Consider the following 15,228-nt stretch of genomic DNA (forward strand, 5'->3'; position numbering starts at 1 on the left):
TTAGTCCTGTTCGTCCTCGACACCCGTCCCCTGGGCGCCATCATCATCGTATACATCGAAATCAGGCAAATCTTTGTACGGGTCCGCCTCAGTTTGCCCATTTCTGATCGCGGCCTGGCGCTGGGCCATATAGTTCCGGCGCAGTGCCACATATGGTTCAGGCTGGGAGCGAAGCGTCTCAACGACCTCGATAAGTCTCGATCTTGTATCGATTATGCCGATAACGGTGCGGGTCACCGCGATGTCATCGTCAAGATCAGCATCTTCAAACTCAAGCCAGGTCAGCGGGTCGAACACACGGTCCGTCACGATGCCGATCGTGTCGCGAACATTGCTCGGCCCCATCAGTGGCAGGACAATGAATGGGCCGGGCTCTGCACCCCAGACACCAAGCGTCTGACCGAAATCCTCATCATGCTCTTCAATGCCCAGTGTGCTGGCCACATCAAAGATACCTGCCACGCCAACAGTCGAATTGATCAGGAAGCGGCTCAGCGTCTCGCCCGACGCATTCGCATTGCCCTGTAGAACCGAGTTGGTGAAAACGATGGGCTGGCGAAGATTGGTCAGCACATTGTGTACACCGCTGCGCGCCGGCTGGGGCACGGCAGCGCGGTAGCCGCGCGCGACAGGCTCAATGGCGGCCTTGTCCACCGCTTCGTTGAACCCGTAAATACTGCGGTTCACACCCTCGAACGGATCATTCACCCCGGATGCCGCATCGGCCCCCGTTTGGGTCGACGCGCAGGCGGTCATGGTGAGGAGCGCGAGGGAGGCGAGGGCTGCAGTCTTCATGAATTTATTCCGTGTTATGGCCGCAGCATATGAGTTGGAAGGTGCCTGCTTTCAACGCCGCCTTAGGGTAAGTTGAATCATGAGCTGCAGGAGCGTTGCACCAAGAGCACGCCGCGCACCCATATTGTCAGACATATAAAGACATGTTTATATGCTGATATGAAACAGGCAGCGTCCTCCATCGTAGAAGCCTTGCGCGCGGCAGGCGAGCCGACGCGCCTGCGTATTCTTGCGCTGCTCCAGCACGGCGAGCTGTCGGTTGGCGAACTCGTCACCGTTCTCGGCCAGAGCCAGCCGCGTCTCTCCCACCACCTCAAGGCGCTCACCTCTGCCGGCCTGACTGAACGCCTGCCCGAAGGCGCATGGGTCTTCTACCGCCTGCCTGGCACAGACTGGGCACGTGCCCTTCTGGATCGCCTGTTCGAACTGGTCGACGAGGCGAGCGGCGACTTTCCGAACGACCGGGCCCGGCTCGAAGCGGTGCGCCGCACGCGGCAGGCCTCGGCCGACACTTATTTCAGCTCGATTGCGCCGGACTGGGACCGCATCCGTGCCATGCACTATCCCGAGGAACTGATTGAGGCGGCCATCCTCCGCACAGTCGGCCCCGGCCCCTATCAGCGCATCGTTGACCTCGGCACCGGTACAGGCCGCATGCTCGCGCTTCTGAGCGACCGCGCGAGGGAGGCCGAAGGGCTTGATCTCTCGCACCAGATGCTAACCCTCGCCCGCTCTCAGCTGTCTGAAGCCGGCATCACACAAGCCCGCGTGCGCCAGGGCGACGTCACCGCGACGCCATTCGATACGGCCAGCGCTGACATCGTCATCGTGCATCAGGTCCTTCACTATCTTGAAGAGCCGGAGAAAGTCGTGCGCGAAGCTGGCCGCATCCTGAAACCGGGCGGCAAGCTGATCATCGTGGACTTTGCCTCGCACAATCATGAATTCATGCGTGAGGCCTTCGGCCATCGCCGTCTCGGTATCCGCGAGGATGCGATGAGCTTCTGGACCAGCCAGTCGGGCCTCAAGCTCGACGATGTAATGCGGTTCGAGCCGCCAAAAGATCTCGACCAGGGGATTGCGGTCCTCATCTGGTCGGCACGTAAATCTGAAGAGAAAAAGGACGTCGCAGCATGAGCCATCTGTCTGTTGCCACCCGTCAGGCCGAGGAGAGGCCGCGTGTCTCCTTCGAATTCTTCCCGCCGAAGAACGAAACCATGGATGAGCGCCTGTGGGAGTGCGTGCGTCGGCTTGAGCCGATGCAGCCTGACTTCGTCTCTGTGACCTATGGCGCAGGCGGCTCCACGCGTGAGCGCACCCACGACACGGTTGCGCGCATCGCCAGCGAGACCTCGCTGATCCCTGCCGCCCACCTCACCTGCGTCAGCGCGACAAAGGAAGACGTGTTGCAGACCGCAGAGGATTACTGGGAAGCCGGCGTGCGCCACATCGTGGCCCTGCGCGGCGACTCCCCGGACGGCATGGGCGCCGAATGGAAGCAGGCGCCCGGCGGCTTCCAGAATGTGATCGAGCTGATTGAGAGCCTTCGCGCGCACCGCCCGGACCTCGGCAAAGTGTTTGAAGTTTCCGTCGCCTGCTATCCCGAACCCCACCCCGACACGCGCGGCTGGGAGTTTGACCTTGCTCACCTCAAGGCCAAGCAGGATGCGGGCGCAGACCGGGCCATCACGCAATTCTTCTTCGAACCGGACGTCTATTTCGAGTTTCTGGACCGGGCCCGCAATGCAGGCATCACCATGCCAATCGTGCCGGGCATCATGCTCCAGCCGAACTTCAACGGCCTGAAGCGTATTGCAGGCCTTTGCGGGGCGAGCGTGCCTGACTGGCTGCACAAGCTTTACGAAGGTCTCGATGATGACGCCGACACGCGCGATCTCATCACCGCAAATATCGCTGCCGAGCTTTGTCACAAGCTGGCCGATGGCGGCGTGACGCAATTCCACTTCTACACGCTGAACAGGGCAAACCTTGCACTTTCCACCTGCCACCTGCTCGGCCTTAAACCTGCAACGGCGGAGGCAGCCTGATGAGAAGCGAAGCATTGATCGCAGATCTCGAAAAGAAGGCGCAGGGCGCCATTCTCATCCTTGATGGGGCAATGGGCACCATGCTCCAGAAGTACTCCTTCTCCGAGGAGCAATTCCGTGGGGACCGGTTCGCCGACTGGAATAGCCCGGTTCAGGGCAATAACGACCTCTTGAACCTCACCCAGCCGGACGCGGTTCGCGCCATCCACACCAAATTCATCGAAGCTGGCGCAGACCTCATCGAAACCAATACGTTCAGCGCGACCACGATCGCGCAGGGCGACTATCACATGCAGGACATCGCGGCCGATATCGCCGCCGCCGGTGCACGCCTTGCCCGTGAAGCAGCCGATGCGGCTGGCAAGCCGGTCGGTGTGCTCGGCGCCATCGGCCCGACGAACAAGACACTTTCCCTCTCACCTGATGTGAACAATCCGGGCTACCGGGAAGTCACCTTTGACGATGTCCGCGACGCCTATCTCGAACAGGCCCGCGCCATGGCGCCCTATATCGACTTCTTCCTGATCGAGACGGTGTTCGACACGCTGAACGCAAAAGCGGCGATAAAGGCCGTCATGGACTACCGCGCCGAGAGCGGTAACGACACGCCTGTCATCATTTCCGGTACGATCACGGATGCATCCGGGCGCACCCTGTCGGGTCAGACAGCCGAAGCCTTCTGGCATTCGGTCCGTCACGCCCAGCCCTGGGCCATCGGCCTCAACTGCGCGCTCGGCGCCAAGATGATGCGCCCGCACATCGCCGCCATTTCCAAGGTCGCTGATACGAAAGTCATTGCCTATCCGAATGCCGGCCTGCCGAATGAGTTCGGCGAGTATGACGAACTGCCCGAACAGACCGCCTCGCAGCTTGAGGAATGGGCGAAATCTGGCCTCGTCAACGTGCTCGGTGGCTGCTGCGGCACAACTCCGCCGCATATTGCGGCCATTTCCAAGGCAGTTGAAGGCAAAGCGCCCCGAATTATCCCGGAGCCACCTCGCGCCATGCGCCTCTCCGGGCTAGAACCCTTCCAGCTGGCAAGCTGACGGGGAAAGCCATGGGCAAAACGTACGAAAAACTTGATGACAAGCTGATCGCCTTCATCAAGGCGCAGAAGATGTTCTTCGTCGCGACGGCTCCGCTGTCCGGCGACGGCCATGTGAATGTCTCGCCCAAGGGCTATGACAGCTTCATCGTCATCGATGAAAACACCGTCGCCTATGCCGACCTTGGCGGTTCGGGCATTGAAACGCTGGCCCACGTCAATGAGAATGCGCGCATCACCATCATGTTCTGCGCCTTTGAAGGCCCGGCCAATATCGTCCGCATCTATGGCAAGGGCCGGACCCTGCAGTTCAACCATCCGGATTTCGAGGCAGAGATTGGCCGCTTCCCGCCGGGCCATGAGCGCGCGCGCAACATTATCTATGTGGATATAAGCAGCGTTTCCGACAGCTGCGGCTGGGGCGTCCCCTTCTATGAATTCAAGGGCCAGCGTGATCAGCTCCAGCGCTACATCGAGAACAAGCCGGTTGAGGAATGGCATGAGAGCCGTCTCGCCAAGAATGCGACCAGCATTGACGGCCTGCCCGGCATGACCCGCAAAGCGGAGAAGGCACAATGATCGCACCGCCCGTTTCCGCCGGAGATCACTTCGTTTTCTACGGCCTGCTCAAGCAAGGCATGCAGGGCGGCCCCAAAGGCGTGGACCTTGAACGTCACGGCCAGTTTCTGGGCCCTTGCCGCTTCACTGGTGCAATGTTCGATATGGGCGCCTATCCGGGCGTCGTGCGCCAGAAAGGCATCTGCCACGGCATGCTTTACAGGCTCGACCATCCGCGCATTGCCCGCAAACTCGATGCCTTTGAAGGCGTGCGTACCGACGCACCCTCGAAAGCGCTCTACCGGCGCGAAAAGGTCTCGATCGTGGATGATTTTGGCCGCCCCTGCGCCAAGGCCTGGGCCTATGTCTACAACCGTCCAGTCGCTGGCCGGCCCATGGTAAGGTCAGGCTTCTGGTCGGCAGGCCGCAAGAGCACAGCCCGAACCGCCTGACGGTTTTCCAACAGACAAGACGACGACGAGAAGAGGGTCCTCGAAGGATCAATCATGACAAATTCATCCGCCTCCCAAACCTTCATCAATATTGGTGAACGCACGAACGTCACCGGCTCGGCAAAATTCCGCAACCTTATCAAGGCGGGCGACTATGACGCCGCCGTCGATGTCGCGCGCCAGCAGGTCGAGAATGGGGCACAGATCATCGATGTGAACATGGATGAAGGGATGCTGGACGGCGTCGAGGCAATGACGACCTTCCTCAACCTCATCGCTGCCGAGCCTGATATCGCGCGCGTGCCGGTGATGATCGACAGCTCCAAATGGGAAGTGATCGAGGCGGGCCTAAAATGCGTTCAGGGCAAGGCTGTGGTGAACTCCATCTCCCTCAAGGAAGGCGAGGCCCAGTTCTTCGAGCATGCCCGCAAGATCCGCGCCTATGGCGCCGCAACCGTCGTCATGGCTTTCGACGAGGAAGGCCAGGCAGATACGGCCGCGCGCAAGATCGAGATCTGTACCCGCGCCTATAAGCTCCTCACCGAGGAAGTCGGCTTTCCGCCAGAAGACATCATCTTCGACCCGAATATCTTTGCCGTGGCAACCGGCATCGAAGAGCACAATAATTACGCCGTCGATTTCATCGAGGCGTGCAAAGCGATCCGCTCGACCCTGCCGCACTGCCATATCTCTGGCGGGCTCTCGAACGTGTCGTTCTCGTTCCGCGGCAATGAGATTGTCCGCCGGGCGATGCACTCGGTCTTCCTCTATCATGCTATTCCAGCCGGCCTCGACATGGCGATTGTCAATGCCGGTCAGCTCGACATCTACGACAATATCGACCCGGAGCTTCGCGACGCCGTTGAGGATGTGATCCTCAATCGCCGCGATGACGCCACTGAACGCCTTCTGGAGCTTGCCGAAAAGTATCGCGGCCAGAAAGGCGAGGTCCAGAAGAAGGATATGAGCTGGCGCGAGCAGCCAGTCGAGAAACGTCTCGAACATGCGCTCGTCCAGGGGATTACCGAATTCGTCGTCGAGGACACCGAAGAGGCCCGCCAGAAGGCAGAGCGCCCGCTTCACGTCATTGAAGGACCGCTGATGGACGGCATGAATGTTGTCGGCGACCTGTTTGGTGCGGGCAAGATGTTCCTGCCACAAGTGGTGAAATCGGCCCGCGTCATGAAAGCCGCCGTGGCCCATCTGACCCCCTTCATCGAAGCCGAGCAGAAAGAGCTCGGCCTCGACAAGGTCTCCAACGGCAAGGTCGTCCTCGCGACGGTGAAGGGCGATGTCCATGATATCGGCAAGAACATCGTCGGCGTCGTTCTGGGCTGTAACGGCTATGACATTGTCGACCTTGGCGTGATGGTCCCGGCCGAGAAAATCCTTGAGACGGCCATCGAGGAAAAGGCTGACATGATCGGGCTTTCCGGCCTGATCACGCCGTCGCTCGACGAGATGGTCTTCGTCGCTGCAGAGATGGAACGTCAGGGCATTCATCTGCCGCTGCTGATCGGTGGCGCGACGACGTCTCCGGCCCATACGGCCGTGAAGATCGACCCGGCCTTCCCGTCTGCGCCGGTTATCCATGTCAGCGATGCGAGCCGCGCGGTTGGTGTTGTCAGCGCCATGATGAACGCTGAAGAGCGCGAGACGATGTGGGGCACCACCAAAGCGCGGTACGACCGCATCCGCGAGAGCCGTGCTGGCGGCCCGCCAACCCCGCGCCTGCCGATCGGAGAGGCCCGCGAGCTGGCGTTTAACGCCACCGAAGCCTCTGCTCCGGCTCCGACCTTTACGGGCGTGCGGACTTTTGAAGATGTCGACCTCTCTGAGCTCGCCGCCTATATCGACTGGACCCCCTATTTCATGAGCTGGGATCTGGCGGGCAATTTCCCGCAGATCCTTGAGGACGAGAAAGTCGGCGAAGCTGCCTCCGACCTCTGGCGCGATACGCAAGTCATGCTCCAGCGCCTTCTGGGAGAGGGCTGGTTCAAACCCAAGGCCACGATTGGCTTCTGGGAAGCAAAGCGTGTCGGCGACGATATCGAGCTTGCTTCGGGTGAGCGGCTTCACACCCTCCGCCAGCAAATGAAGAAGACCAATGACCGGCCGAACCTCGCCCTGTCTGACTTCCTGTCTCCCGACGGTGACCATATCGGGGCCTTCTGCGTCACCTCCGGGCCGGAGGCTGACAAAATGGCGAAGGATTTCAAGGACAAGGGCGACGACTATTCCGCCATCATGGTCCAGGCGCTGGCCGACCGCTTCGCTGAAGCCATGGCCGAATACATGCACGAAAAGGTCCGCAAGGAGCTCTGGGGCTATGCCGCCGATGAGAAGCTCGAGAATGAAGAGCTAATCAAGGAAAAGTATCGTGGCATCCGCCCTGCCCCTGGCTATCCGGCCCAGCCCGACCACACCGAGAAAGAACTGATCTTCAAGCTTCTGGAAGCTGAGCAGCGGATCGGCGTTTCGCTGACGACCAGCTTTGCGATGAGCCCGGCGCCGTCGGTCTCGGGCCTCTACTTCGCGCATCCGGAAAGTGCCTATTTCGCCGTTGGCCGAATTGAGAAAGACCAGGTCGAGGACTATGCGCGCCGCAAGGGCTGGGACACGCGGACTGCCGAACGGTGGCTGGCCCCGATCCTGAATTACGATCCTTTCGCAGTGAGTACGGACGAGGCGGCTTAGAGCCTTAGAAAACTTCACCGATCGCCCGCGTGGTTCGACTTCGCTCACCTGCGGGCTTTTCTACCGTCAGCGTAAAACCCGCATGGTGAGCGAAGTCGAACCACAGGATCTGGCGCTTGATGCTGCATCCTTCGACAGGCTCAGGTTGAGGTTGGTGGTTGGACGGTGCTGGTGAATGGATGGGGCAGCGCGTGCGGCCGCTGAAGCGGTTGCTCAGCGGTTCGGTGATCCAGATTTGGGAAACACCCTGCCCTAGGGCGGTGCAGCCAGATGGTGCAGTGACGGTGTACTGGCGGTGCATGGAGGGTGCAGCGGCGGTGTTTCGCGAAACTGCGGCCGGAAGAGCTCTGCAAGCTCGCCAAGATCGATCGGGAGGAGCCGCGTCCACGGCGTGCGGTCGAAATCCTCTCCGAGCGGGCAACGCGCGCGGCGTTCTGCCTCGCTGTCGGCCATATGCCTGACATAGATGATGCCGGTGCGTCCGACCGTGTAGAGCACGCTCTCACGCCCTTCGAGCGCGGCCTCAACCAGCGTTAGCCAGAGCCGCAAGATGTAGACCCATAGCACCGGCCAGAAGACTGGCGGCACATGGGCGTGCGTGAGGCGTATCTGCTCGCGGCTGATCATGGTGCAAGCCTAGCGCTGGACCAGACGGGGCGGATGAAATGAATTTATCCGCAGCTTCCGAGGCGCGCCGCCATGCCAAAGCGATCACGATCCCGACCTGTTGTTTCCATTACGGATGTTGGCGCATCGCGCGTGGTGTTCTAGGAAAACACTCCCTTCAAAGGAACTGAAATGCTTGTCTATGTCGCCACTTGGCCGAGGTGCGGAAACGCCCTTACGCGCAGCCTGCTGTTCACCAATTTCCGCCTGCTGATCGCCAATGGCTATGAAGCAGACGCGAAGAGGCCCGAGAAGCTGCGACCAGAGTATTTTGGCGACTTCATCAGATATCAGCAGGATGGTTGCCCGCCCTATATCGGCCTTCAGAACAACGCGCTGGCGCGACTGAATGACAATCCACAGCTTCGCCGAGACTGCGCCGCGCTCAGTGAAATCTTCTTTGTGAAAACACACGAACTTCCGCCCGAGGACCCGATCGAGGGCGAAGCCTATGTCTGCATGACCCGCCACCCGGTGCGCGCGGCCGCCTCCTACCGCAAACTCTGGCCGGAGAAAGAGCTGCGCTTCGTGCTCGATGGGGCTTATGTCGGTGGCCGCTATGATGACTGGCATGATGGCTGGGAAGCCTCTGGCATGCCGAATGTCACGGTGCGCTATGAGGATGTGATCAATGACCCCGGTCTTCTGATCCACCCCGTCAGTGAGCTCATCGATCGGCCCGCCCCGGAGGTCGTCCGAGAGATGCCGATGGCGGTCAGCAAGGACATGAACCCAAGCCGCAATCCGGGCCTGCTTCTGGATGGCTGGCGCGACGTTCTTAGTCGCGAAGAGGCAGAATGGGTCTGGTCGGAAATGGGAGAGACGGCCTCCCGCTATGGCTATACCGACCTGCTTGAAGATCAGCCCATGGCGGAGCCGACAGCGGGCTCAGAGTCTGGCCGTGGTGCGACCGCGTCGGAGACGACCAGAAAACCGCGCTGGAAGTTCTGGTAGGTTTGCGCGGTGCGCAATCGCCTTGGGTGATGCGCCGTTGGCGATGGGGCTCTCCTTGCCCCACCCCGACCCTCCCCGCACGCGGGGAGGGGGCGCGTGACGCTGGCTATGGGCAATGACCTCATCCTGAGCCTGTCGAAGGATGAGGTCGGATGGGGTGGATCAGAGCGGATGATGTGGGACATGTCCCCTCCCCGCGTGCGGGGAGGGTCAGGGTGGGGCTTGCGCTACCCTTCCAGCTTGTCCTGCGTCTTCGTGTCGAAGTCGCTGGCGTCGTGGCGTTCGCGCAGTTGTGAGCTTGGGTCGCCGAAGGTGCGGTTGACCATGCGGCCGCGTTTGACGGCTTCGCGTTCAGCGAGCTGATCAGTCCAGCGGATGACGTTCTTGTATTCGTGGACCTGCAGGAATTCGCCAGCCTCATAGATGATGCCCTTGGCGAGCGCGCCATACCAAGGCCAGATCGCCATATCGGCGATGGAGTATTCGTCGCCGGCCATGAATTCGCGGTCCGCGAGGTTGCGGTCGAGCACGTCCATCTGGCGCTTTGCCTCCATGGCGAAACGGTCAATGGCGTATTCGATCTTGAACGGGGCATAGGCGTAGAAGTGGCCAAAGCCGCCGCCGAGATAAGGCGCTGAGCCCATCTGCCAGAACAGCCAGTTCATGGCCTCTGTGCGCTTATGGTGATCTTCCGGCAGGAAGGCGCCGAACTTGTTGGCGAGGTAAAGCAGGATCGAGCCGCTTTCGAAGACGCGAGTGACCGGGTCTGTCGTATGGTCCGCCATGACCGGGATCTTGGAGTTCGGATTGAGGTCGACATAGCCCGAGCTGAACTGGTCGCCCTCACCGATATTGATCAGCCAGGCATCATATTCGGCGCCCTTGTGACCGGCGGCCAGAAGCTCTTCCAGCATGATGGTGACTTTGACGCCATTCGGCGTGCCAAGCGAGTAGAGCTGGATCGGATGCTTGCCGACAGGCAGATCCTTGTCATGCGTCGGGCCAGCAATCGGGCGGTTGATCTTGGCGAAGCGCCCACCGCTTTCCTTGTCCCAGGTCCAGACTTTCGGGGGGGTGTAGGTGTTGTCGCTCATTGGCTTTTCCTTCCTCGCTTTGCGCGAACTTGTCGCATAGGGAGGTAAGGAGCGCCAAGGCGCATTCAATCTGAACACGCGATTGTAATCGGACTGTTCAGCTTTTCTCAGCGTTGAGAATGGCGGCCAGGCCTTCGCGATACGTCGGGTATTGCGGGCGCCAGCCGGTCGCCGCCTTCAGCTTTGCGTTCGGCACGCGCTTGCATTCGGAATAGAAGCTGCGGGCCATGGCGCTGGCATCGGCCTCATCCAGCGTGACGTGTTCTGGCCTCTCCACGCCGATCAGATCTGCGGCATAATCCATGACGGTTTCAGGCGGAGCGGGTTCGTCATCGCAAAGGTTGAACACGCCAGTGAGGTGCGGGCGTTCGATGAGAGCCAAGAGGCCGCTTGCAAGGTCCTCGACATGGATGCGCGAGAAGACCTGGCCGGGTTTGACCATCTGTTCGTGCTTGCCGGAGCGCAGGCGGTCTATCGGTGATCGGCCCGGCCCATAGATGCCCGGCAGGCGGATGAGGCGGGCGTCAGAGCGCACGCTGAGCCACTGGTGTTCTGCGAGTTCTCTTCGCTCACCGCGCTTTGAGCCCGGATTGGCAGGCAGCCATTCAAAGGCCCATCCTCCATCAAGGTCGCCATAGATGCCGGTGGTGGAGAGGTAGGTGACGGAGGCGGCACTTGGGGCATACGCACCTGCCAGATCAAAGCCGGGGCAGCCTTCATCGCCGGGCGGGGTGGAAATGAGGAGGTGCGCACCCTGCGCGGCCGCCTCTATGGCATCGGCGTCATCGGTCATGACCGGCTCTATGCCCTCTTCTCGCAGGGCATCGGCCTTGTCGGCGCTGCGGGCCGTGCCGAGGACCGTCCAGCCGCCCTTCGCCTTGCAGATTGCGGCGAGTTCGCGCGCTGAATAGCCCGGCCCGATCAGGAAAAGCTTGCGTGAAACAACTGTCATTTGCGGCCTGTCTTCCTGCCCATTACTCAAGAGCCTCAGATTAGAGTTCGGGGACCATATTCCAATTGTCAGCCTTCATTGCCCTTCTCATCGCCGCACTTCCTGTGGCGCAATCATCGACCGCAGATATTGTTCGCGCGGAACGCGAACGCCTGAATGAGTGCCTGGACCTCGTCGATGAAGACGCCGAGCTCGCGCTGGAAGAAAGCCTTGCCTGGATCGGCGAAGGCGCGCGCCCGGCGGCGCGTTATTGCAACGCCATGGCGCTGCTCGGCCTTGGCGAGTACCGCGATGCGGCAGTCCGACTTGAAGAGCTGGCCAACGCGCCGGACGCGGGCGGGCTGGGTGATCGCGCGGTGTATCTTGCGCAGTCGGGCAATGCCTGGCTGGTCGCCGGCTATCCGGACGCCGCCATTGTGGCGCTGACCAATTCGCTGAAGATCGAACCTGAGGATCCCGGCGTCCTGACCGACAGGGCAGCCGCCTATCTTGGCACTGACCAGTATGAGCTGGCGCAGGCCGATCTGGACGCGGCGCTGGCGCTGGTGCCGAACTCTGTCGATGCGCTGCAGATGCGCGCGCAGCTTTTCCTAGAGAATGGCGATCATGATGCGGCGGAGGCCGACATCAATCGCGCCCTTTTGCTGGACAGGGAGAATATCAACACGCTGGTCCTGCGGGGCGATATCCGCGAAGCCAGACGCCTCTCCGCTGAAGGTTAGGTGACGGCGTGGGGGCCTTGCCGTCAGACCTGGTAAGGCGCAGCTGGCCAGTGCTGGCATCGGTGGGCGTCAATGCGGCGCTGATAGCCGTGCTGTTCAGTTTTCCGACCGGGACATTTCAAGGCAATGATGGTGCGCCAGACTTCATTCCGGTTGAGCTGGTCGAGCTGCCGCCTGAGCTGGTTGAAGCTGAGCCCAAACCCCTTCCAGACGCCCCGGCGGCGGTTGAAGCCGTAGACCCGGTGCCGCCTGCCCCGAGCGCTGCGCCCTTGCCGCAGGCTGCGCCGCGCACCGCGGTCCAGTCCCCGGTCATCGCGCGGGCCGGTGAGGCGGTGGAAGCAGATGCCATGACAGGGACAGGGGCGAGCGATGCGCCTGAAGTGGACCTTCCGGTTTTCGCGCCGCCAGCCGCCCGTGCCGAAACCGCACTGCAGGCGCTTGCCTGCGCGCGGCTGGGACGGGAGAGGCCTGCATGGTGTGACGAGACCGCAGACGGTGATGTGATCGAAGTGGCCGCGCGTCCGGGTTTTGCCGAGACGCCGCAGATTGGGCCGAAGGAATGGGCCGATCTGGATGTGCCGGTGCGCGAGAAATGGTGCCCGGACGCCGACGGCGTCATCAAGGATGTGGTGGTGGAGAATGACAGCCCATTCCTGCAGGGCGCTGCTGCGATGGCCGGGTCGCTGGCCTCCAGCGCGGCAGACAGCTGCTAGGCGCCCTAGAGAACGCAGTTCGCCAGACCGTCATTGGCAACCACGCGCAGGCGTGACTGCAGCGTGCCTGCGCGGCCGCTGACATAGTTGCCGGGCGGATCGACGCGCCATTCATGTGGGTTGGGCAGGACAGCGGCCAGCAGGGCAGCCTCGCGCTCTGTCAGCTCACTCGCATGCTTGCCGAAGCGCACGCGGGCGGCAGCTTCAGCGCCGAAGATGCCATCGCCCCATTCGATCGTGTTGAGGTATTGCTCCATCACGCGGCGCTTGCCCCAGATGCCGTCGATGAACAGCGCGAACCAGGCTTCACCGCCCTTGCGGACAAAGCCGCCGCCATTCCAGAAGAAGGTATTCTTGGCCGTCTGCTGGGTGATGGTCGAGGCGCCGCGCTGTGAGCGGCCCTGACGGCGCTCTTCCAGCGCCTGACCAACGGCTTCGAAGTCGATGCCGTCATGCTCACAGAAGCGGGCATCTTCGGCAGCAATGACGGCATAGACGAGATTGGGCGAAATCTCTTCAAGCGGGACAATGACGCGCCTGAAATCCTCTCCCTCGACGATGCGCTGGCCCATCAGGATGGTGCCGGGCACAGGCGCCCATTTCAGCGCGAGCGTATAGAGGTGTACCAGCACGAAGAGGGCAGCGAGGATTTTGAGGATGCGCAGGGTCCAGCGAAGGACGGGCCCGCGCGAGGATTGGCTCATGCCGGTGTCTTTTGCCATTCGGCGCTCACTTCCTCATCCGTCTCTGTTGCTTCGCGCGCGGCCTTTTCCGCTTCAAAGCGGGCGGTATCAAGGCAGGCGAGGGCCCAGATCGCCGCGGCCCGCACAATCGCCGCCTCGTCATCAAGGTGCGGGATGACGGACGTCTCCACCAGCGCGGCGTCGCCACTATTTGCGATAGCTATAAGGACGTTGCGGAGCATACGGTTCCGCCCGATGCGCTTGATCGGTGAGCCGGAGAAGACCTCACGGAAGGCGGCATCGTCCAGCGCGGCGAGGTCTGAGAGTTCTGGCAGCTTGAGCTCTGGCCGGGCCCAAAGTTTGTTCTCGGCAGAGCGGCTGGCGAACTTGTTCCACGGGCAGATGGCGAGGCAGTCATCGCAGCCATAGATGCGGTTGCCCATCGCGGCGCGGAACTCGACCGGGATGTGGCCTGCATTCTCAATGGTGAGGTAGGAGATGCAGCGGCGCGCATCGAGCTGGTATGGCGCGGTGATCGCCTGTGTCGGGCAGACGTCGATACAAGCGGTGCAAGAACCGCAATGATCGGCTTCGGGGGCATCCGGCGTCAGCTCTGCGTCCGTCAGGATGGAGCCGAGGAACAGCCAGTTGCCGAACTCACGGCTGAGGAGGTTGGTGTGCTTGCCCTGCCAGCCAAGGCCAGCGCGGGCGGCCAACGGCTTTTCCATCAGCGGCGCGGTGTCGACGAAGACCTTCACTTCGGCGCCAGCTTTCTCGACGAAGGCGCGGGCGAGCTGTTTCAGGCGCTTCTTGATCAGGTCGTGATAGTCGCCGCCGCGCGCATAGACGGAGATGTTGCCGTGGGAGGTCTGCTCCAGCGCCTCCATAGGGTCGGTTTCGGGGCCGTAATTGACCGACAACATGATGGCGGAGCGGGCATTCTCCCACATGTTGGTTGGGTGCTTGCGGCGCTCGAGCGTCGCCTCCATCCAAGTCATGTCGCCGTGGCGGCCATCCTCGACCCATTCAGCGAGGCGGTCCCCGACCGGCCAGTCCTCATCGGCGCGGCAGATGCGGCAGTCTGAAAAGCCCAGCGCCAGCGCCTCATCCTTCAGCCAGGCTTCGAGCGTGGTGGCGGCGCCTGCCATCTAGAAGTCGAGGTCGGCATAGTGGCGCGGCGGGCGCGTTCCCTCCACCTTGTCAGCCAGAAGCGGACGGAAGGACGGACGCGACTTCATCCGGGCGTACCACTGCTTGAGGTCGGGCGTGAGGTCCCACGGGACATCGCCGAAATAGTCATAGGCCGAGAGGTGTGCAGCGATGGAGAGGTCAGCAAGGCTGAGCGTGCGGCCCGCCATATAGGTGCGCACACCGGCAAGGCCTTCGAGGAAGCCGAGCTTGCTTTTCAGGGCATGGATGCCTTCGCGCAGCTTTGTGGTATCGGACTGTTTGGAGCGGCGCACCCACTGGTTCTCGCGCTCTGCCAGAAGGGAGCGGTTCACTTCGGCGAAGGACGTCTCGCTCCACTGCCAGAGGCGGCGCACTTCGGCGCGGTCCCGGGCCAGCAGCGGCATCAGGCGCGGTGCTGCGTCCGTGTCCTCAATATATTCGAGAATGGCATGCGTGCCGGAGGCAATGATCTTCTGCTCTCCCGCAGCATCGAGAAAGACAGGCAGGTCACTGCCGGGCGCCAGGTTCGCAAGCTCACTGATGGTCGCGCCGGGCCAGGTGACCTTGGCGTCGAAGGCGATCTTCTTTTCTTCAAGGGCCAGCCGGACTGTTCTGCACCCCGGATCGAGCGGCCAGTGCCAGAGACGTCTCATGAAGTTTCCTTTCTGGATACGTTCAT

The 15,228-nt window shown here is 61.7% G+C and carries 16 protein-coding genes; 9 read left to right on the top strand and 7 right to left on the bottom strand.

From position 1 onward, the window contains the following. A complete protein-coding gene (locus KUV46_03465) occupies window positions 1-795 on the bottom strand; it encodes a VacJ family lipoprotein (GenBank protein ID QYJ01463.1) in 795 nt (264 codons plus the stop codon). A 159-nt stretch (window positions 796-954) separates the two neighbouring features. Here KUV46_03465 and KUV46_03470 point away from each other — a divergent pair, with 159 nt between their 5' ends. From KUV46_03470 to metH, 6 genes are read left to right on the top strand one after another with little or no spacing between them, the layout of a single operon-like run. Then, a complete protein-coding gene (locus KUV46_03470; GenBank protein QYJ01464.1) occupies window positions 955-1,932 on the top strand; it encodes a metalloregulator ArsR/SmtB family transcription factor in 978 nt (325 codons plus the stop codon). After that, the gene (gene metF, locus KUV46_03475; GenBank protein QYJ01465.1) at window positions 1,929-2,843 is read left to right on the top strand and encodes a methylenetetrahydrofolate reductase [NAD(P)H]; all 915 of its coding nucleotides are present in this window, start codon (window positions 1,929-1,931) and stop codon (window positions 2,841-2,843) included. The genes KUV46_03470 and metF overlap by 4 nt, the downstream gene beginning before the upstream one ends. Beyond that, on the top strand, window positions 2,843-3,889 hold the full coding sequence (locus KUV46_03480; GenBank protein ID QYJ01466.1) for a homocysteine S-methyltransferase family protein: 1,047 nt from the start codon (window positions 2,843-2,845) through the stop codon (window positions 3,887-3,889). The genes metF and KUV46_03480 overlap by 1 nt, the downstream gene beginning before the upstream one ends. Window positions 3,890-3,900: 11 nt before the next feature. Further along, entirely contained in the window at window positions 3,901-4,467 is a 567-nt protein-coding gene (locus tag KUV46_03485) for a pyridoxamine 5'-phosphate oxidase family protein (protein QYJ01467.1), read from the top strand. Further along, on the top strand, window positions 4,464-4,898 hold the full coding sequence (locus tag KUV46_03490; GenBank protein QYJ01468.1) for a gamma-glutamylcyclotransferase: 435 nt from the start codon (window positions 4,464-4,466) through the stop codon (window positions 4,896-4,898). The genes KUV46_03485 and KUV46_03490 overlap by 4 nt, the downstream gene beginning before the upstream one ends. A gap of 54 nt (window positions 4,899-4,952) precedes the next feature. Further along, on the top strand, window positions 4,953-7,595 hold the full coding sequence (metH, locus tag KUV46_03495) for a methionine synthase (GenBank protein QYJ01469.1): 2,643 nt from the start codon (window positions 4,953-4,955) through the stop codon (window positions 7,593-7,595). 252 nt (window positions 7,596-7,847) lie between these two features. Here the strand turns inward: metH and KUV46_03500 are convergent, their stop codons facing one another. Then, window positions 7,848-8,222 carry a hypothetical protein gene (locus KUV46_03500; protein ID QYJ01470.1) on the bottom strand — a complete coding sequence of 125 codons (375 nt, stop codon included), beginning with the start codon at window positions 8,220-8,222 and terminating at the stop codon, window positions 7,848-7,850. A 171-nt stretch (window positions 8,223-8,393) separates the two neighbouring features. Here KUV46_03500 and KUV46_03505 point away from each other — a divergent pair, with 171 nt between their 5' ends. Further along, entirely contained in the window at window positions 8,394-9,215 is an 822-nt protein-coding gene (locus KUV46_03505; protein QYJ01471.1) for a sulfotransferase domain-containing protein, read from the top strand. A 227-nt stretch (window positions 9,216-9,442) separates the two neighbouring features. Here KUV46_03505 and yghU read toward each other — a convergent pair whose 3' ends face one another. Together yghU and KUV46_03515 are read right to left on the bottom strand one after the other, a co-directional pair. Next, complete coding sequence (yghU, locus tag KUV46_03510; GenBank protein ID QYJ01472.1) at window positions 9,443-10,309, bottom strand: glutathione-dependent disulfide-bond oxidoreductase; 867 nt, start codon at window positions 10,307-10,309, stop codon at window positions 9,443-9,445. A gap of 97 nt (window positions 10,310-10,406) precedes the next feature. Beyond that, a complete protein-coding gene (locus KUV46_03515; GenBank protein QYJ01473.1) occupies window positions 10,407-11,261 on the bottom strand; it encodes an SDR family NAD(P)-dependent oxidoreductase in 855 nt (284 codons plus the stop codon). Between the two features lie 65 nt (window positions 11,262-11,326). Here KUV46_03515 and KUV46_03520 point away from each other — a divergent pair, with 65 nt between their 5' ends. Then, on the top strand, window positions 11,327-11,983 hold the full coding sequence (locus KUV46_03520) for a hypothetical protein (GenBank protein ID QYJ01474.1): 657 nt from the start codon (window positions 11,327-11,329) through the stop codon (window positions 11,981-11,983). Between the two features lie 50 nt (window positions 11,984-12,033). Continuing rightward, a complete protein-coding gene (locus tag KUV46_03525; protein QYJ01475.1) occupies window positions 12,034-12,696 on the top strand; it encodes a hypothetical protein in 663 nt (220 codons plus the stop codon). A gap of 5 nt (window positions 12,697-12,701) precedes the next feature. Here the strand turns inward: KUV46_03525 and mtgA are convergent, their stop codons facing one another. Genes mtgA through KUV46_03540 form a run of 3 tightly spaced genes read right to left on the bottom strand, consistent with a single transcriptional unit; the run spans window position 12,702 to window position 15,202 of the window. Further along, on the bottom strand, window positions 12,702-13,418 hold the full coding sequence (gene mtgA, locus KUV46_03530; protein QYJ01476.1) for a monofunctional biosynthetic peptidoglycan transglycosylase: 717 nt from the start codon (window positions 13,416-13,418) through the stop codon (window positions 12,702-12,704). Then, the gene (queG, locus tag KUV46_03535) at window positions 13,397-14,527 is read right to left on the bottom strand and encodes a tRNA epoxyqueuosine(34) reductase QueG (GenBank protein ID QYJ01477.1); all 1,131 of its coding nucleotides are present in this window, start codon (window positions 14,525-14,527) and stop codon (window positions 13,397-13,399) included. Before queG ends, mtgA begins: the two co-directional genes overlap by 22 nt. Beyond that, window positions 14,528-15,202 (bottom strand): glutathione S-transferase family protein, encoded by a 675-nt coding sequence (locus KUV46_03540; GenBank protein ID QYJ01478.1) that lies wholly within the window; start codon window positions 15,200-15,202, stop codon window positions 14,528-14,530. It abuts the gene before it with no gap. Window positions 15,203-15,228 lie beyond the last annotated feature (26 nt).

Origin of the sequence: Thalassovita mediterranea, from assembly GCA_019448215.1 — a bacterium.
Classification (GTDB): Bacteria; Pseudomonadota; Alphaproteobacteria; order Caulobacterales; family Hyphomonadaceae; genus Henriciella.